Below are 18,965 nucleotides of genomic sequence, written 5' to 3'. Positions count from 1 at the left end.
CGATATTATTGATGATGTTTACGAAGTCGGTTGTAATATAGCCAAGTCCGACTAACATATGATCCAAACATTAGAATTAAGATGGCGTACAAGATCATATTTATGATCTGCAATCGATCCAGGTTAGAATAAGTCGATAATCTTACATTTATACCAATGATATACATATATAAAATAGTGAGGGGTAAGAACATAGCAGAATACGTTAAAGCTATACGTCTAGCTAGTTTCAACTGATTTAACTTATCGCTGTATATTTGCGGTTTGGCTTTACCTGCTACATATTCTTGGCCCCATAAAACCCATTTCTGACTCCATGAACTCGAATGATACAGACATATCCAGCCAGAATCCGTATGAATGTTGAAGTAATTGGTATCAGCAGTATTTTGTAAGTCCGCACAATAACACATCTTACGAGGCTTCCCTTTTTTAAAATAAAAGGCAGTTCCTGTTTTGCCAACGCTGTACAGATTATATCCCTTTTCTTCCATTCCCTCTAGCCACTCTTCAAGCCGATCCGGCGAATACATCCATCCAATCTTCCACTTCAAAACAAGTTGACCTGAACTTTTCAAACGCTTCTCTTCATTCTTACTTAACCTGTCTTTCAGAGGGGATGTCCCCTGACCATTTTGCTTGTTTGGTTGTATGAATTCCCCTGTTAATCTTTGGTTCGTCTTGTTTAATGTGATCAGCGAATATACGGTGAAAATGCATAAGATAATGCTAAACCCTAATGCAGTAGCGGGAATAAAACCAAAAGGTCCGTTGAAGACATTAAAATGACCAGACTTGGAAACACTCAATGCTATCGTACTTAATAAAATTACATTGAGTAATGCAACCATTAAATAAATCAATATCCCCATAAAAATATACATGATCTTCTTGTTATGCTTTACGATTCCCTCTCGATCAGGGAGAGCTTTAATCTGTTCTAAAGGCAACCGATTCATCGTCACAACCCATTTGCCGCTCTGTAACACCTTCGTCCATCCGAAATTTAATAGACCCTTAGAGAGAGATTGGTTGGGAACTTTATCGAATACGATTCGATAGTTTGCTGCTTTCGGTTCGCCCTGCTGAAAGTAAAAATATCTATTTAAACGGTTGATTCGGATAAGTTCGTAGCCTTTTTGGGCCATAGAAGCTAACCATTCTTCAGTTTTCTGAACATCATAACTCCAAAGGGGTCTAAATATTTTGATAATCATCTATGTCACCTCCATATTTTGTAGCATTCTCATGTAGCTCTTTAAGTCTATTAATCTCCGTAGCAAGAATTAGCATCCCTATGTCTGTTCTTTCATAAACTGTTTTTCTCTCCTCATCAGCAAAAACAGTAATCATCCCATCTTTTTGCATCTTCGTTAACGTGCCATAAACTGTACCTGAACCTAACAAAAGACGTGCTTTCGTGATTTTCTCCACATGCTTCACTATTCCATATCCATGACGTGGTTCATCTAAGGATAAAAGAATATAGAATGCTGTTTCAGTCATGGGTACGTATTTCTTCAATACTTTCTCAGGGTTCAACATGCCCAGCTCCCTTTATTTATACGTCGCATTTAAATATGTCTTAACGTGACTATATCACGTCGTGACATAGTCTACAATATTAATGCTCGAAAAAAATAAAAAAAGTGTGTAGAATCGCTTCATCAGCCATTCTACACACTCTACATTTAACTGCTCCAACCTGCCTAACGAATATCTTTTACACGAATATTACTTCCTAACAGACTCGAATCACTACTTAATCGGAATGACGGGTAATTCTCATCTGCTTCAAGTCGCATCTGTTCATCAAATAAAGACTCCTGTTGCCGGTCAACAAAAAAAGTAAAAGGCTTTTTCTGAACTTCAATATCTGTAGCATGAGGTTCACTAATGACCTGAATTACGATCACGCCATTACAACCACAGCCCTCTGTATCGAAGAATAATTTAAAATATCCTGGTCGTTCACAAAGGCTTTTTTCTAACTTTTCAATAGTGTGGGAGTTCAATTGTATGAACATAGGATGATCTACTCCTTTATAATTGAGCTATTACTTTCCCAAAGTATAATTTGCTTTTCTTCCATCCTCGTGTGACTGCCATCACTTCTATTTTGACAGACATGCGACTGAGGGGAAGGCTAAACCGCCTTCTGCGTCTCCCGTTCACCACCTAGCTTAAACACGAGAATACCTCCAACAATAACAATCACTCCGACCAACTGCTTCCAAGTAAAAGGAACCTTCTCCAAACCTAACCAGCCTAGTGAATCCCAGAGCAGTGCGAACCCAAGCTGAGAGATTAATACGATCGAAATCGCATACGTAGGGCCCAATCGCTTAGTTCCTTGCACAAGGCATATTACTACCCCAACCCCGATCAAACCACTGATCCAATACCAAGGCTCCATATTTCTCAAAGTAAATATACGGTTTCCTTCAACGATAAGACTCATGATAAATGAAGCTAGGAATCCCATCCCTAACACTAAAGTTGTCGTGGCCCAAGATCCAACCTTTTCATTAACTTTTGTATTAAATATATTTTGCAGACTCACTAGTGATCCCGCGATAAGCGCTAATATCAAACCAATAATCATAACTTAACTCCTCCATTTATCGACTTTACGCAAGGCCATTAGAATTTCAGTATCACTACGCCAACGATCATCAACCCGATGCCGATGAACTGCGGCAGTCTCATTTTTCTTTTTTCCATTCCAAACCAGCCTTTAATATCAATTAAGAACGTCAGACATAGCTGAGCAATCAACAATGAGGATATCGTAAACGTAACACCAATTTGCTGAATGGCCGTTACTTCACTGAAAATAATAACAGCCGCAAAAGCGCCACCGATCAAATATAAGGGTTTTACTTGCTTAAAGCCTCCCCTTTTCCCATCTCTAACGAACAAAAGAATGAGAAAGGACATGATGAACCCTGTTAATTGTGTAATTGTAGCCGCCTGCCAAGTCCCGATATCTTGACTAATTCGAGCATTTGACACGCCCTGTAGCGTAATACAAGCCCCCGCTAAAAATGCAAATATAATTCCTCTCATTTCTCTCTCTCCTCAACTTCGATCTCTTCCATATTAAATAGCATATCGGGGGTTTAAAAAAGGACATCTGTCCTTAATGAGAAGAAACGTTGCTAACGCCCAACAATGACCTTTGGCTCATAGAAATAAAAAGACCGTCTCAAGCCAACTTGCTGGCTTAAAACGGACTTCAAATGCTGTATATGGTTGATTATGAGAGCAAATTCTTCTCATACAATTGATCAAAAATAATTTGGGTAACAACAGACACGCGATCCCGATCCTTATAGCTTAACCAAGATAATTCCTCGATTTCGGACGCTGGCGTTAATGTCCCTTCATAATCCGCAATATAACAGGTCATTTTGACTGTAACACCCTCTGCTTTCCCATGAGCTTCTGCCTCAAACGTTCCAAAATAAGAGACAGTCTCTTTCTTGATCTGAACAGAAATCTCTTCCTCGATTTCGCGCACGAGTGTCTCTTCGTCTGTTTCTCCGACTTCTCTTTTTCCTCCAGGTAAATAATACATATCTTTCCCTTTGGAACGCGCACATAAGACTTGTCCATTCTCGATATGAATCCAGGCGATTTTATCAATAATTGTAGTCATATTGTTCTCCCCATGCCTTTTTTTCAACAATTATATCATACAGCTGAACGTATACATTTATGCAACGTCAGCTTTAGATTTTTGAACGCGAAGCTTAGATTGAGGAAGGTGATGAAGCAAATAGTATACAGCAACTGAGATAAGCGTCACGAACCCTGCAACTTCGTACATCATACGGTAATCTGTATAAGAAGCAACTACACCCATAATATAAGAACCCGCTCCATACCCCAAATCAAATAACAAGAAAAAGGTTCCATTGGCGCTTCCTCTACGTTCTTTATCGGCTAATTTAAGTGCAAGCGTCTGAAAGCATGGCATAAGTGCGCCATACCCAACCCCCATGATGATGCCTGAGAACATCAGCATGAATCCGGATTTAGCTTGACTTAAGCTAAGCAGACCTACAGCGAAGATCAGAATTCCGGGATAAATGAGAATATGTTCATTATATTTATCGAATACTTTACCGATTAGCGGTCGAAACAGCACAATCATAATCGCAAAGGCCACAAAAAAGTAACCGGTAAGCTGTGATTGGTTAATTTCTTTTGTAAAAGAAGCGATAAAACCAGATAAAGAACTATAGGAGAACGCAAGCGTAAATCCAACAAGCGAGATGGGCAGTGCTTTGGGTTCAATGACGTCACTCCAGCGAAGACCCTTTCGGATCTTCACAGGTTCCTTAACGGCTTCTTTAACCGTATCCTTCTCTTCTTTGGGCATACGAACGCCTAATGTGAATAACAGCGAAAGCGCAGCAATCACACATACACCTAACAGCAATACATGAATGTTCTCATCTTTCCATAGAAAAAGACCCAAAGCTGGTCCAATGACCATCGCAATGCTCATAAACATACTGAAATAACCGATACCTTCTCCTTGGCGTGAGAAAGGGATTAACGTGGAAGCTATTGTACTTGTCGCTGTCGAGGCAACCGCATAACTCATACCGTGAATGAAACGAATCACCAGAAACAATACAATTCCATTAGCTCCGAAGTATCCTATACAGGCGAGTAGAAATAAGACCAGCCCAATAACCGCCATTTTCTTTTTACCGAATTTATCAACCCATTGTCCTGAAAAAGGACGGATCAATACACCTCCGAGGACATAGATGGTAATGGCTAACCCCATTTGCTGCTGATTCCCGTGCAAGCTTTCCTTCACGTATAACGGGAATGCAGTCGCCAGAATGTAAAAGGTCAGAAACATAAAAAAACTACTCAAACAAACAACAATAAAATTCCGGGTCCATATCTTCTCTCTAATCACAGCAGACTCTCTCCATCCTACCTAAATCTTTTTATATGTTACAATAGTATAGGACCGAAAATTAATTAAGTAAAATACATATTATATGATGGATATATCACATTAGAGTTATGAATAAAGAGAGGTCAATGTTATGGAATTCCTTCAGCTTCAATATTTCCGTGTAGTTGCTCGTCTTGAGCACATGACTAATGCCGCCAAAGAATTAAATGTATCTCAACCCTCACTTAGCAATTCCATCCAACGTTTAGAGAAAACCTTAGGTTTTCCCTTATTCGAACGCCAAGGCAGAAATTTAAAATTGAACGAATTCGGAAAAACATATCTTCGTCGTGTGGAGCAAGCATTTCTGGAACTGGATGAAGGTCAGCATGAGCTCACGGATATGGCTGGACTTGAACATGGAGTAATATCTATAGCAGTAACACTACCGTATGTATTGCCCACTTTACTAAAAGAGTTTCTTACCCTTCACCCGCACGTTCGGATCATTCAGCGTCAGCTTGGCTCAGCATTAGAAATGAGAAACGATCTGGAGAGTGCGGTGATTGATTTTTGCATATCTTCGACACCTGTCACCGGACCAGACATCGAATGGTTTACCTTAGCAGAAGAGGAATTATGTTTAAGTGTGCCGAAGAATCATCGTTTTGCCAATCGCGAAAGTATTTCTTTGATTGAAGCTGCTGGTGAGAATTTCATTTCTTTGTCTTCTAGATCTAATTTCCGTGAAATTACAGATGCATTTTGCCGTCAAGCTGGATTTGAACCGCTAATTGCTTTCGAGCTCGAAGAAGTAAGTGCCGTTCAAACCTTAGTTGAGATGGGGCTGGGTATCACCTTTACTCTCCCTTTAGCCTTAAGCAGGAGAAGTAAAAACACAGAAATCGTTCAATTGAAAATAACCGATCCGTTTTGTCAGCGCACTTTTGGCATCGCTTGGAGCAGAAAACACTTTTTATCACAAGCGGCTATACAATTTCAAAAATTTGTTGTGGATTTTTTTAGTAAACCTCATGAGTATAGTTAAGGAGAATATGCCATCTTATATCAACCGCAATCACATCTAATAAGCTACTTATACCAAGAGGATTGTAAAGCGTACATGTTTGCATAAATCCCATTGTGATGTACTAAATCTTGATGGTCTCCTACTTCAGCAATTTCTCCATGATACATAACATAGATCGTATCAACATTCTTCGCCCAACCCAAGCGATGTGAAATAAAAATAGCTGCTTTATCTTGGCAGATTTCTAATAATTTCGAATAGATCTCCATCTCGGCATTCGGGTCAATTGCAGAAGTAGGTTCATCGAATACTATAAGTTCCGCATCATTGTATAACGCGCGCGCAATCGCCAGCTTTTGCCATTGTCCCCCTGATAGCTGCCTGCTTCCTTCTACTATTTGCCCCAAATTCACATCTAATCCGCCTAATTCATGGAGCAAATCTATCAGCTCACATTGTTCTAGAACCCTTAGTATTTTAGCATCATCTGAAGGTGTATTCGCATCGCCCAATAGGATGTTTTCTCTTAGTGTCAGTTCAAACTTCACAGCATTCTGAAATACAACGGACACCTTACCGTGAGGTTCTAAATGATCCTTCCAGCAAATCGTTCCGGAGCTTGGTCTATATTGACCTAATAACATTTTAATCAACGTAGATTTCCCTGCTCCATTTTCCCCGACGATCGCTATTTTCTCACCCGGCTTTATGGTCATATTGATGTTAGATAAGACATTCTTGTTCGATTTGGCGTATTTAAAATAGACATTTGAAACGGTAATTGGGAGCATAGAATCAGTCGAATTATTTATGTTATTTTTGCGAAAATCCCTGTTCTTATATGTAAGTACTTCATTTAAGTCATATAATTTGCTACTGCTGATGTAAAGCTTGCTTAACGGCCAGGTCAAACTCATAATTTTACCACCACTCGATAACAGCGCCAGAAACAACACCGAAATTGTTCCAATTGTAACTGTATTAGACTCCCCCATTTTGTTTAACAGGTACACTAGAACTACAAAGATAGCACTCGTCTGGACCATAGCCACGACCATCCCTGTTTTGATCTCGAATTTTCTGGCGCTAAATCTTTTAATATGCTGCTTCTTCATAATCATTGCCCAGAGATTTGTAAAATAAGAGATGGAGTTATAAATTCGCATTTCTCGAATCGCATTAGGGTCTTCCAAAGTGTTAGCAACATAGTCTCCCATTCTTCCATCGAAGGTGAGTTCTCTTCCTGTTCTTCTCACTTTAATTTCCGTAAATAATCGAATGGTTAAGGTAGTCACGATCATTAGTGTTACTACGAATGTGACCAAAAAATAACCACTTGTCGCAGACAACCAGATGATGCTTATTAGTCCTGAAATAATTCCTACACTCGATACCAAAAAACCTGTAATCCCCTCTAAATCTTCTCCAACTACCTTTTTAGCTCTTTGCAGTTTATTTCCAAACTCTTCATCATCAAAATCCTCAAAATCAACCCGGTTTGCAATATCTATCAGTTCGGATTGAAAAGCGAGGGTTAGTTCCGCATTCATTCGATTCTTCATCATGTTGGTTATGCTTAATGAACAAGCTTGTACGCCATGAATCACAACAAACCATAGAATAGGGAGCAGCGTCATAACACCGCGAGCCACACCGTTAATGATATTCACTTGGACAGCGTAAGAATAAAAAGTTAATAAACCACTGATTATAGGGACTATGATAGTGATTGTTGAGATCATCGGACTTTTTCTAACCATTCTCACGAGTATCATTACAAGATTAGTGATGTCAGACTTCAGCATGGATTTCTCCTTTCTTATACATATAAAGAGGACTGGCGATTAAACATCTTTTTGTATTTACCATCCACCCTCATTAATTCTTCATGCGTTCCACTTTCCACGATTTCTCCTTGCTCAAACAGAAAAATTCTATCGACGAATTTGGACATATACAGCCGATGAGTCACTATAATGGAAGTCTGCTGTTCTCCTAATTTCATAAAAGTATCAAACGCCTGTTGTTCCGCATAAGGATCTAGGGCAGCAGTCGGCTCATCAAAAATCATAAGAGCGCCGTCATTGAGATAGGCTCGTGCAATCGCAAGTCTTTGCCACTGTCCCCCAGACAAATCTATCCCTCCAAACTGAGGACCTACTAAGGTATCCAACGCAACACCATAATTATCAGCTTCTGCTTTTTTCATCACGGCTAATAACCTTGAATCGTCATGAATAGTAGCCATATTACCTAATGCAATGTTTTCTCTAATTGGTCTTTGTAACTTAATGAAATCCTGAAAAACAACTCTGGTATCCTGTGTCACGTTATGCGCTAAGACTTCATTCTCACCTTTAAACCACTGGATGTTTCCAGCTGTTGCAGGATACAACCCTAAGATCAACTTAACAAGCGTAGATTTACCCGAGCCATTCTCACCTACAAAAGCAATTCGATCACCTGGATGAATAGTCATGTTTATATTACTCAGGGTGTTCTTAGCGTTGGTCGGATATCTAAAAAACAGCTGATGAACTTGGACCTTCATCGGATCGGTGTTCCTATTGGAATTCACCTCCTGATCTCTAAGCACCTGCTCTTCCAAATCTAAATAAGACGTATAATCCTCGTACCGTAAACGACTCTTCGCTAAGTCAGCGTAAACTCTTGTTAATGCAGGAATAACAATGAATAATTGACTGGATATCTGAAGTAATAACACAAAAAGCCCAGCGCTCTGTCCGCTACTTCCAATCGTGATCGCCAAAATGGCAATCGTTGTCCCATTTAATAAGATCATGATTAGACTTTGGGAGAAGTTGAGGGTTTCAGAATAAATAACCTTACGGTGCATTTGTTTGAAGTTATTCGTAAAGCTCTCTTTCATTGAGGAAAACAAATAGGAGGACATTCTGTACATTCTTACTTCCGGAATGGAATTTCTGTTAATCAACAAATCGACTAAATAGTTGATCATTCGCACAGAGGAGGTTTGATTCGCTGAAATGGACTCTACTTTCTGTGACATTCGCTTCATAAGATAAAGCTGTAGAATCTGCACCCCTAAAATAATCAAAGCCAGAATATAGAAGTCATAAACAGATAAGACAACCATTAACACAACAAATGTTATTAGGTGAACTGTCACACCTGTCCATTGGTCTAACAGATCAATCAAGGAAAGTCGTTTTGCTTTTTCTCTTTTAGTTTTTGTAGCGGGGTCCTCCAAAAGTGCCGTAGATAATTTAGAAGTCTTTTCCAAAATGCTATGTTCCAGTTCATATATACTGGTGGATGTTAAATTGGTGATAGAAATGGCTCGAAGAGAACTATTAAGGCCCGCGAGATATAACATTACCATAAGCAAACTTACTAATAACAAGATATGTTGGTAGGTGTTAGGATTGAAGTTCTGAATGAGGTCAACCACATATTTCGTTGTGAATAATTCTGCAAAAAGGATTGGGGCACTCAGTAAGTTAGTGATAAAATATAAAAGTGAGTTTCTTCTGTCTTTCACATATAATAGTTTTACAACATAGAGAATGTCAGGCAGGCAGCATCTCTCCTTATAAGTGTATTCCATTCTGTAAACACTTTCATTGTTTAGACGTGGAAACCGATTATAACGTTTAATGTTTATAATTGGAAGAGGTAATTTTCGAAATGACCAAACGAACAGGAGTGTACATTCATGAAACTTCAATTTAACTTATTCCCGGGCGGATTGCCCAAGGCGCTCACCATGAGCTATGATGACGGACAGAAACACGATATTCGCTTGGCGGAGATTTTTGATCAATATGGGATTAAAGGTACTTTCCATTTAAATAGCGCAATGATAAACGCACCCGGATTCTTATCATCCGCTGATGTTAAACATTCGCTCAGAAACCATGAGGTATCTGCCCATTCCGTTACCCATCCACATCTAGAGCGTCTACCTTTACCTATGGTAATCGATGAGCTGTTCGAAGACCGTAAGCGACTGGAGAAACTAGTGGATTATCCGGTACGAGGCATGTCCTATCCATACGGTACATACTCTCAGGAAATCATTGCTCCTCTACAGTCTGTTGGGATTGAATATAGCCGAACTGTCCATTCTACCAAACAGTTTGATATGCCTTTGAATTTCATGGAGTGGCATCCAACATGTCATCACATAGAAGATCTGCATCACGTATGGGAGCGATTTACAACGGAAGGGCCATCCCAAAAACTGAGACTCTGTTATGTTTGGGGTCATAGTTATGAATTTGCACAGCAGAACAATTGGGAGCTTATCGAATCCTTTTGCCAACAAGCAGGTGGACATTCGGATATTTGGTACGCTACCAATGTAGAGATATATGATTATGTTGCTGCGCTATATTCACTGAAGATGAGTGCTGACAAAACGATCATCCGGAACAACTCTGCTATAGATGTCTGGGTATCCTTAAATGATCAACCTGTTCAGATTAAAGGTGGAAGTACGATGATGATGAAATAATCCAAAATGCAAAAAAGAGCGATTTTAAACATCGCTCTCTTTTTGCATTTTACATAAAAGTGATTGAAATTACTTTTTTTGAAGTGTAAATGTCACTGTTTTTGCTTTTTCCTCAAGGATTGGAGTATAGGTGAATGTCATTACATTCCCTTTGCGACTCTTCAATACTATCATTCTGGTCAATACATATGGATCTCTGCCATCATTTACTCTATCCCATTCCTTACGATCCTCACTAGTAATTAGTTTTTCATAGAGATTAATGATTTCACCGGTGTTGCTATAAACTAAATATAAGTGTGTCGTATCTAATAAACGAACGAGCACAACGTCTTCCGCAGCATACTCCACTATGAAATCTCCGGTTGCTCCGGTTAACTTTTCCATCTCAAATAACTTGCCCAAACCGCCATCCTTAGTAATATATTGAACGTTCTTCCCATCGGTCATATACACCTGAGTGGAAGGCACTTTTGGTGCATGGATATAAGCCGAGTTATTGTAATGATAGTCCATTTGCTTGAGAAAAGTGCCCGCTTTGACCAATACTTGATAGCTGCTATTGAAATCGGTGAACATGGCATAATGATTGTCCGTTAACTGGAGTAAGTCCGTACCATTGCCCACTTTTTCAATCTCAAAAGCGTAGTTGTACGCAGATTCCTTAAAAGGTAGTCGACCAATAATTACTGGTTTCCCAGTTTCCGTTGCACGGTAATACAAATCGCCGTTTTTTTGAGATATCCAATAGGATCTTCCATCTACAGAAGCAGAAACCAATCTAGCTTCATCTATAATTTGGATAACCCCATCCGTTTTATTAAGCCCCGCTTTACCTCCAAGTAGACTGACCGCTGAGATCAATGGCACGTACACCGAGCCTTTTATAATACGTGGGGATTTTGTTAAAGTCACCACGGCCTCGTTCACTTTTGACTTTACAGTACCAGCCGTGAAGATAACCTCACGCTCAGGACGAACCAGTTTGGCCGTTTTGGACGGTTGATCCCAAGATAATGTATACCCCATAGCATCTGCGAGTGATTTCAGGGGTACAAAAGTTGTATTCTCCGTGATCACCTGTTTACTGCTGATTCCGATTTCTTTATAGTTGAATTGAATTTGGTTTTCTGCTTGGGCTGATACCGATCCATACCCCGTACTTAAAATCAAAACAGTCAAGATTCCTAGCGTTACCTTCCATTTATTCATTTCTTTTCGTCTCCCTTGACTCTATAGTCATATGTAATTAGACGACAGGATTTGGAAAAAGTTTCTTGTTTCCGTTTTACGTATAAAAAAGACCTGATCCACGGTAGACTACCGCAGTCAGGTCTTCTGTCTTTTATAAAGTAATCTTAACTTCTAGCAAACTCATAAAACGCCAAAGCGTCTCCCCATGTGGGGAATCCTGCTTGCGCTAGTTTATCACTGCCTCCGCCTTTTCCATTGTAGGTACTAAGATGCTCTTTGAAAAAAGCTCCACAGGAGATCTCCGCGCTGCCATTCTGTGCAAATACAACCTTATTCTCAGCAGAACTAGCCAATAAAACCGGAACATCGCATTTCGCGGTAAGCTTGTTAGCTAAACTTTGTAAATCTTTCAGCGATTTATCCTCGAACACTTTTGAGATCAGCTTTCCTTCTTGCTGTGCTAAAAGCTCCTGTACGACATAATCATCATTCTTCTCTTTAAGTAGGGTAATTTCAGCTTGCAGCTGCTTTTGTTCATTCTCCCATTTTTCAATGCGATCGATAATTTCATCTTTTCCCGTATTGAACTTGGAAGATAGAGCTCCAACAATTTGCAGACTGCTATTAAACTCCTCCAAAGCACGGTATCCACATTTAAAATAGATCCGCGTATTGCCTTTTTGTTTCTCCGCTTTCAGAAGCTTAATTATACCAACCTCACCTGTTGAAGATACATGCGTACCACCGCAAGCATTATATTCTATATCTTTAATTTCTACAATCCGGATGTTCTCCGTCACTTTAGGTTGTTTGACCAATTTAAGCTGTGAAGCCTCTTCCCCTGTTACAAAATAGCTCAGGATACTATGGTTCTGGTAAATCTGCCGATTAACCTCCCACTCTATGGAATGAAGTTGTTTAGGCGACAGTTCTGGCACTTCTATATCAATGGTGCAATAATCCTCACCTAAATGAAAGCTTAGAGTCATAAACTGGTACAAATTGAGACAGATGGCTGAGAGCAAGTGTTGTCCACTATGCTGCTGCATATGATCAAATCTTCTCTTCCAATCGATCTGACAAGTGACGGATAAATCATCAGGCAGACGTTCCAGCTTATGCAGGACAAGATCTTCCTCACTGATTACATCAAGTACCGGGATATCCCCAATAGTCCCTAAATCACAAGGTTGCCCACCGCCATGCGGATAAAAAGCGGTCTCCTCCAAAATAACATAGAGTCCATCTTCTCGTTCTATGGTTTCAGTAATACAGGTCTCCCAATCAGTAAGGTATGTAGAATTGTAGTATAGTTTGTTGGTCATATATGTATCCCTCTCTTTTATACGTTTTCGGCACATTAAGCTTATAGTATCATATCGGATTTCAAAGACAAACTGCACAATGAAAAACGCCTTGCGGCGCTTTTGGAAGGAATTCACTCTGTTGTTCTACTTTCAGTTGTCTTCTACCTTGTACATCAGTAATCCTGTACTCTCATCCAAGAATTCCGCTGTCATACTCTTGAACCATTACCCCTGTTCAAGGAAAATAATGCCCTAGCCGAGCAAGCGCTTCACAGTGTCATTTGGACTTTCTGGCACCACCGTAGACATGGTTTGAATTTCCACAACGTGGTTCGCGAGCCAAGGTCCCACCTGTGGGGATATGGTTGGTTTAGTGCGAATGATATTGAACTGCTCTTATTAATCAGGACGAGTGGGATCAATTATGGAATAGTAATGATTATCTATGTAAGCATCAAAAGCATCTATGCCTTCTTGTAAAATTATACGCGATTCTTTGGGGGTAATTGGTACTACCCACAAGACATTAATTATTTCTTCACCTATTTTTATTTGTTCTAAATCCTCACTTTCTCCTCTTAGTTCATCAATCAAGAGGGCTTTTGTAGTCCAATTTTCAGGTGCGAGTGCGCTCTCAGTCATTACTCGTGGTACTTCCGAAGATTGGATATGTTCAATATTATGGGCAATTATGTCACAGAAATATGAGAATATGCGATCAATGTTTTCTTGTCCCAAATCGGGTTTTAAAGCTATCATCCATTCATTCTCAATAGGTTTTCCAGTTTTCCGAATGGAATTAGATAGGCCGACTGTTGCGAATCTTGCAGGATTATTAACGTCAATTGATGGAAAATAATATAACTCAATATATACGCCAATCTCCGGTTTTGTCATTATGGCTCTATATTCTGGCATAGACCATTCTTTAATATATAAATTGAGAATAATTGTTCTCCTAATGTCGAATTCCAGAATGATCCCTCGGCATGACTCTTTATTGATTTGCACATCCATCACCTTTTTTCAATATTGGTTTTTTGGTTTAGAATTTGGGCTGGTATCATCGTCCTCCTTCATCGTTCGCGGTATGCCATTTCAGTAATTGAAAGGGCAGATCTCTCCAATTAAGAAGTTATTAATCTCTTTTCGATGAATGGTGCTTCATGACTGCTTCCTGAGCTTTAAGGACAATATCATCTACTTCGGAAAGCTGACGCTCAATAGAGGCTAGAGCCTTTAGTAAAAATAAGCCAAGACTTTCATCCCCTAAGGATAATTCCAATTCGGCGAAACATTCGATGTCTTGGAGTTTTTCTATATTTTTTTTGTTATTGATTTTTTTAGGGTATTCGATGTATTTATAGAGGGTTAAGACTGCTTCTTCCCCCTTGGTTTTAAAGTTGTGAACAGTTCCTTTGAATAGGGTGTCTTTGAATCCTTCCTTAAGCCTACCTTGTTCATTCAAGGCATCCAGATGAAAGGTTGCTAAATATTTTTCGTTTCTTACGGCATGATCATTAATGCTGTAGGATATATTCTCTTCGTCAAGAATCTTTATTATTTCATCAATTGACTTGAACTTCAGTCTTGCAAATCTCGCCGGAGAAAATTGCTTGCGCAAAGAATCTTCATTATTTGAAAGGTATGCCTTAAAAGAAATTTCAGCATTTCCTTCCAGGAGTTCTTTGAAATAAACAAGATGCCTTTCATCTACCATATCTGCCTCCTGCAACTCTTGAGCTTTTGGGTATATTATGTTTACGAGTTATTTTTTTGACTCAGGATTGGAGATCATATTGAAAAATGTGGCCCAGAGATAGTGTATGATGCCGGAGAACTGATATTTTGAAGCGATTAATCCAGATCTCTAGCCCAGCTAACTAACTCTTCATCGTCGAAGTTATATGGATATTCGTAAATATTAGAGTAATAGTACTCCGATTCTAATAAATCTCTAATTATATTGAAAACCTTATTGGTGGCATGAAATCCATTCCTGATGGGCGCGGTGAAGGCAAGCGAGCCATTATGAAATCCATCTAAAGAACCGGAAAGCTCTCGTTTGACTATAGATTCAGCTGTCTCTATCTTTTCTTTAATAAGCTCCTCTTTGTAAATTTGAATGCAGAAATTTCCACCATGTTTTATTAATTCAAACTCTCCATTGGGATGGAGTTTTATTGTATCTCCTTTCGCAAGCCCTAGAGCCAGCCCAGGAGATGCACATAATTTGAATATTTTATCGCTTATGCATTCTGCAGGAAGCTCTTCAAAGACTGCTTCCTCTGAATTTATGCCGGCAAAAACATTAATTAAGGTTAATTTATGTTCCATACGAATACTCCTCAAAACTGTCTTTTTAATGTATGAGATTTGAGATTACATCCTTCATGTATCCGCTATCGCTTGTAATTCAACGGGTCGATAATAAAGGAGGTTCCTCTTTTTTGAAAGGGGTTACTTCAAAATGCTTTCAAGGCGGCAATGTCATGTGCCTTGTTAATAATTTGGGCGTTGCTGGCCCTGTTTTCTCAAATCTAGGAAAGATATTCAAGAAATCATAGCAGGTACTAAAACGCCTCGTCAAGTGCTAGAAGCGGTAGACAAGTCTTCGACGCCGGATATACTCGGATAACGAGATTCCGGTAATGAACGGAGACCCAACAAATCCGATGTATAGTAACATAGAGCTTTACTGCCAGTATGTAGATTGAGAATCACCAAGGATTGTGCAAGTAATTCAACAAAAGAAAAGTTCAAGTGGTATCTCTGCTTGAACTTTAAATGGTTATATTGAGGTGAATCTGGCGTTAAATCAATTCTTTCTCACTATTTCGTAACTCTACTTTCCGCTGTACCAAACCAAATACGCTATACGCATTTTACCAATAAAGCGAACGAATAAAATACTTATTTTCGGAGCGAGGCATTATATAGGTGAGTGTATACAAACCATGTAATGCTTGCTGTTAATAATGTCGACGAAATCAAAGCTGTAAGAATACTATATGTTTGCCAAATAAGTATCGTTGGCCAATCTAATGCACAGCACATTATACATAGGGCAATCGTAGCAATCAGCAAAATAGCTGTTACGATTATTCGCTTTTTTGTAATTGGCTGCCGCTCATTCGTTTTCCTTCTGCGTAATCCTAAGATAAAGAACAGAACAGCCAATAGGCAAAGAATAATTGTGATAGACGATAAAATGATGTCCAAAAGCTGTGTGCCGCTTATTTCATATGACTGCGTTAGATTGCCGTCTAATATATCTTTAACTTTTAGTACCATGCTTCTATTGATATTTGCGCCGTTGGTCAGCAAGCAGACGGCTGTTCGTTCATTTGGCAGTATGGCCACTTCGGTTCCGAAATTGGGATTGCCCCCTGGGTGTTCTATAATCGTTTGGTTGGCGTTTACCGACCAGCCCGCTGCATAATACATTTCGTTGACTGCCGGAACAGACATATCGCCCTGATGTGACTTTTCGATAACCGTATGGAATATTTCGGGTATGTCCTGCACAATACCCATCTGTATGCCCATCCAACGCGCCATATCTTTTGTACAAGAAATGATGTAGCCTGCGGGTTTATTCCCGGAATAATCCGGCGCGTTATATGGAGTTGTCATAAAAAAGGAAGAACGGTAGCCCTGTGCCAACTGTCCGGTGGCTTGAGCATCTTCTTTATAAACATACGTCTGGTGAAGACCTAACGGCTGAAATACCTGTTCGCTCATAAAGTCTTCATAGCTTTGTCCCGACACAATCTCAATAACCAAACCCAATACGTCATAATTAACGGTTCCATAGCTATACTGTTCACCGGGAGGGAACGCCAACTCAGCATCTACCAGCATTTCCACAGTCTTTTGCAGCAAATCTGGTGTATTGCCTTGTGGAATATTTTGAGAATGCCTACTATTTGTTAGGCCGCTAGTATGGTGAAGAAAGTTATTGAGTGTAAGGCTTTGCATATCAACAGGTTTGCCTTGATATTTTAACGTAAACCAAGGTAAATATTTTTGGACAGTGTCAGTCATTGACAGCAGCCCTTGCTCCTCCAACAGCAGAATACCCATGCCGGTAAAAGCTTTACTGACCGAGGCCAACTCATATAGTGTATTTTCACTTGCAGACAACCCACTTTCACGGTCTGCATACCCGGAAGAAAAGTAGAACACTTCATCATCAGCAAGTATTGAGATCGACATTCCCGGCACACCTGATATACGACGGGCATCATCCAGCAACGCCTGTATTGCCGCAGATTGCGTATCTGACAACGACGCATAACTTTGTGTTGCGAATCCTGAGAATAATATAAGTATTGATAATACAAAAACAATAGTCTTTTTCATAAACTCTCCATTTCGAAAAAATATAAACAACGGAGACTAACCAATATGGCTAGTCTCCTTTCTTTTATAAAAATTTCCCTATTATGATAAAGCTCAGTGTAGGCAAGTTTCATTAATCTTTCCATGTTACCTGCCATCCATATGACTGAAGTTTAAAGTATTTATTAAACTCCGCGACTACGGACTTTGCGTTCTCTTTCGATGTTGCATGAAATATAGTTATATCGACTATATTACAGTCTGAAATTTCCTCCAACCCTTTAAGCTTTGATGCATCTACTCCAATCTGTTTTAGACTCATACAATTTTTGAGTATTGTTAAATCTCCAACCGGATAAGTGAATTGCTTTAATTTCTTCAATTCTCTTATAACCTCTATATGTGATTCATCTATTGCACAGCTATCCGTCTCAAAAAACGTTAGATTCTTTAAACCTTTTAAGAATGATAAATGTGGTATAGTCACTTGTTTGAGTTCTAGTTTTATTAACTTACTAAGGTTTGAAATATAAAGCAGGTCGCCAACCTCCATTTCTTCTAAACTTAGTTCCTTCAAATCTTTTATAGTTCCTAATAATCCCCTATCAATTGAATTCATTCTACATAATCTCAAACTCTTTAATTTCTTTATATCTTTCAGTTTATGTATATCTTTTAATGGAAGTCCTATTAATGTTAGCTGCCTTAGCCCATCTAAAGAAACTAAGTACTCCAAATCAGACTCTTTAAAGGCTTCTGATCCTATCACAAGTTCTGCTAAAGAAGGCAACCGTTTAAGTACATCGAAATTAGTAATTTCATCCGCATGTATGATAAGTTCTTTAAGATTAACCATATGGGTTAAAATATCCAAAGATATTGCTCCGTATTTTTGAGCTTGATCAGCTCTAATAAATACCATTCTCTTTTTTTTCAATGTTTTTGAAGTTACAAAACCACTCTCAACATCGTCTTTAAAATACTCTTCCCAAAATCCGCTTACAGGGATAAGGCGGTTCTCTTTGATATCCATTTTAGTCAAAGCCAAAATATCATCCAACAAACTTCCACTTTCACGGGATAATATGATTACATCATCTTCTTCACGAATACCAATACTACTATTTCTGAGGCTCGAATCAATAAATTCAAAGAAATGTCCCAAACTTTCCGCAATAACATATGAAAAACTAGAATTGTGATCTATCGTTATAATTTGCCCATAAACGCCCTTTTCTCCGGGGTCTAAATCAATTGCCAAATATGAGCCTCCACCATCTTCGGCAAAAGGAATCCAGCCTTCTCTGTAGTTCCCATCTTTTATTATATCTGGTTTGCTGGATATAATATCGTATGCTGATTCCAAAAGGGACTTCCAGTTGCTTACTATCGATTCAATGTTCATCCAACCAAGACCAGCCATAACACCAAAAATCTGCTCTCCTTCTCCATTAGAATTCATGTATAACTTTCTAAAATCTTCTGGAAATTTGCAGTTCATCATGCTCTCAAAAAGGTTTATTTCTGATTCCTCAACTGCTGGATTCAGTAATTCCTCTACATTTGGTATATGTGATTTTAATGTCTCGATCAGTAAACACTCTTCTTTTTCATTAACTAATGACATATAGTGGCCCCCATTCTACAGAATCATAATAGTTTCAGTAA

The 18,965-nt window shown here is 39.1% G+C and carries 18 protein-coding genes and 1 pseudogene; 2 read left to right on the top strand and 17 right to left on the bottom strand.

Annotated features, from left to right (window positions below):
• Positions 1–5: 5 nt before the first annotated feature.
• From NSS87_RS14430 to NSS87_RS14400, 7 genes are all read right to left on the bottom strand, one after another.
• Complete coding sequence (locus NSS87_RS14430) at positions 6–1,217, bottom strand: DUF2812 domain-containing protein (RefSeq protein ID WP_339248003.1); 1,212 nt, start codon at positions 1,215–1,217, stop codon at positions 6–8.
• A complete protein-coding gene (locus NSS87_RS14425) occupies positions 1,198–1,542 on the bottom strand; it encodes a PadR family transcriptional regulator (RefSeq protein WP_179086676.1) in 345 nt (114 codons plus the stop codon). The genes NSS87_RS14430 and NSS87_RS14425 overlap by 20 nt, the downstream gene beginning before the upstream one ends.
• Positions 1,543–1,709: 167 nt before the next feature.
• Positions 1,710–2,027 (bottom strand): iron-sulfur cluster biosynthesis family protein, encoded by a 318-nt coding sequence (locus NSS87_RS14420; protein WP_339248001.1) that lies wholly within the window; start codon positions 2,025–2,027, stop codon positions 1,710–1,712.
• A 119-nt stretch (positions 2,028–2,146) separates the two neighbouring features.
• Positions 2,147–2,605: a DMT family transporter gene (locus NSS87_RS14415; RefSeq protein ID WP_042187996.1), complete on the bottom strand. Its 459-nt coding sequence runs from the start codon at positions 2,603–2,605 to the stop codon at positions 2,147–2,149.
• A 38-nt stretch (positions 2,606–2,643) separates the two neighbouring features.
• Positions 2,644–3,069: a DMT family transporter gene (locus tag NSS87_RS14410; RefSeq protein WP_076285787.1), complete on the bottom strand. Its 426-nt coding sequence runs from the start codon at positions 3,067–3,069 to the stop codon at positions 2,644–2,646.
• Positions 3,070–3,259: 190 nt separating this feature from the next.
• Positions 3,260–3,661, bottom strand: a complete 402-nt coding sequence (locus NSS87_RS14405) for an NUDIX domain-containing protein (protein WP_339248000.1) — start codon at positions 3,659–3,661, stop codon at positions 3,260–3,262.
• Between the two features lie 57 nt (positions 3,662–3,718).
• On the bottom strand, positions 3,719–4,942 hold the full coding sequence (locus tag NSS87_RS14400; RefSeq protein WP_052404281.1) for an MFS transporter: 1,224 nt from the start codon (positions 4,940–4,942) through the stop codon (positions 3,719–3,721).
• A gap of 133 nt (positions 4,943–5,075) precedes the next feature.
• Here NSS87_RS14400 and NSS87_RS14395 point away from each other — a divergent pair, with 133 nt between their 5' ends.
• A complete protein-coding gene (locus NSS87_RS14395; protein ID WP_339247997.1) occupies positions 5,076–5,972 on the top strand; it encodes a LysR family transcriptional regulator in 897 nt (298 codons plus the stop codon).
• A gap of 44 nt (positions 5,973–6,016) precedes the next feature.
• Here the strand turns inward: NSS87_RS14395 and NSS87_RS14390 are convergent, their stop codons facing one another.
• Entirely contained in the window at positions 6,017–7,759 is a 1,743-nt protein-coding gene (locus NSS87_RS14390) for an ABC transporter ATP-binding protein (protein WP_339247995.1), read from the bottom strand.
• A gap of 14 nt (positions 7,760–7,773) precedes the next feature.
• Positions 7,774–9,219, bottom strand: coding sequence for an ABC transporter ATP-binding protein (locus tag NSS87_RS14385; RefSeq protein ID WP_339247993.1), 1,446 nt, complete (start codon positions 9,217–9,219; stop codon positions 7,774–7,776).
• Between the two features lie 432 nt (positions 9,220–9,651).
• On the opposite strand from NSS87_RS14385, the gene NSS87_RS14380 reads away from it, so the two are divergent.
• Positions 9,652–10,452 carry a polysaccharide deacetylase family protein gene (locus NSS87_RS14380; protein ID WP_339247991.1) on the top strand — a complete coding sequence of 267 codons (801 nt, stop codon included), beginning with the start codon at positions 9,652–9,654 and terminating at the stop codon, positions 10,450–10,452.
• Positions 10,453–10,521: 69 nt separating this feature from the next.
• Here NSS87_RS14380 and NSS87_RS14375 read toward each other — a convergent pair whose 3' ends face one another.
• The 8 genes and pseudogenes from NSS87_RS14375 to NSS87_RS14340 form a co-directional block, all read right to left on the bottom strand.
• Positions 10,522–11,664, bottom strand: coding sequence for a copper amine oxidase N-terminal domain-containing protein (locus tag NSS87_RS14375; protein ID WP_339247988.1), 1,143 nt, complete (start codon positions 11,662–11,664; stop codon positions 10,522–10,524).
• A gap of 146 nt (positions 11,665–11,810) precedes the next feature.
• Complete coding sequence (locus NSS87_RS14370) at positions 11,811–12,971, bottom strand: DHHA1 domain-containing protein (RefSeq protein WP_339247985.1); 1,161 nt, start codon at positions 12,969–12,971, stop codon at positions 11,811–11,813.
• 234 nt (positions 12,972–13,205) lie between these two features.
• Positions 13,206–13,298 (bottom strand): annotated as a pseudogene (locus NSS87_RS14365) (SDR family NAD(P)-dependent oxidoreductase); the annotation flags it as partial.
• A gap of 54 nt (positions 13,299–13,352) precedes the next feature.
• Positions 13,353–13,964 (bottom strand): suppressor of fused domain protein, encoded by a 612-nt coding sequence (locus tag NSS87_RS14360; RefSeq protein WP_339247982.1) that lies wholly within the window; start codon positions 13,962–13,964, stop codon positions 13,353–13,355.
• Between the two features lie 127 nt (positions 13,965–14,091).
• A complete protein-coding gene (locus tag NSS87_RS14355; RefSeq protein WP_339247979.1) occupies positions 14,092–14,673 on the bottom strand; it encodes a hypothetical protein in 582 nt (193 codons plus the stop codon).
• A gap of 137 nt (positions 14,674–14,810) precedes the next feature.
• On the bottom strand, positions 14,811–15,290 hold the full coding sequence (locus NSS87_RS14350) for a DUF4265 domain-containing protein (protein WP_339247977.1): 480 nt from the start codon (positions 15,288–15,290) through the stop codon (positions 14,811–14,813).
• 576 nt (positions 15,291–15,866) lie between these two features.
• Positions 15,867–17,318, bottom strand: coding sequence for a serine hydrolase domain-containing protein (locus NSS87_RS14345; protein ID WP_339247975.1), 1,452 nt, complete (start codon positions 17,316–17,318; stop codon positions 15,867–15,869).
• Between the two features lie 112 nt (positions 17,319–17,430).
• On the bottom strand, positions 17,431–18,924 hold the full coding sequence (locus NSS87_RS14340) for an SMI1/KNR4 family protein (RefSeq protein WP_339247973.1): 1,494 nt from the start codon (positions 18,922–18,924) through the stop codon (positions 17,431–17,433).
• Between the last annotated feature and the right edge of the window lie 41 nt (positions 18,925–18,965).

Origin of the sequence: Paenibacillus sp. FSL F4-0243 (assembly GCF_037963295.1) — a bacterium.
Classification (GTDB): Bacteria; Bacillota; Bacilli; order Paenibacillales; family Paenibacillaceae; genus Paenibacillus_AQ.
The sequence above is the reverse complement of the archived record's forward strand: the minus strand, read 5'-3'. Positions and strand labels throughout refer to the sequence as shown.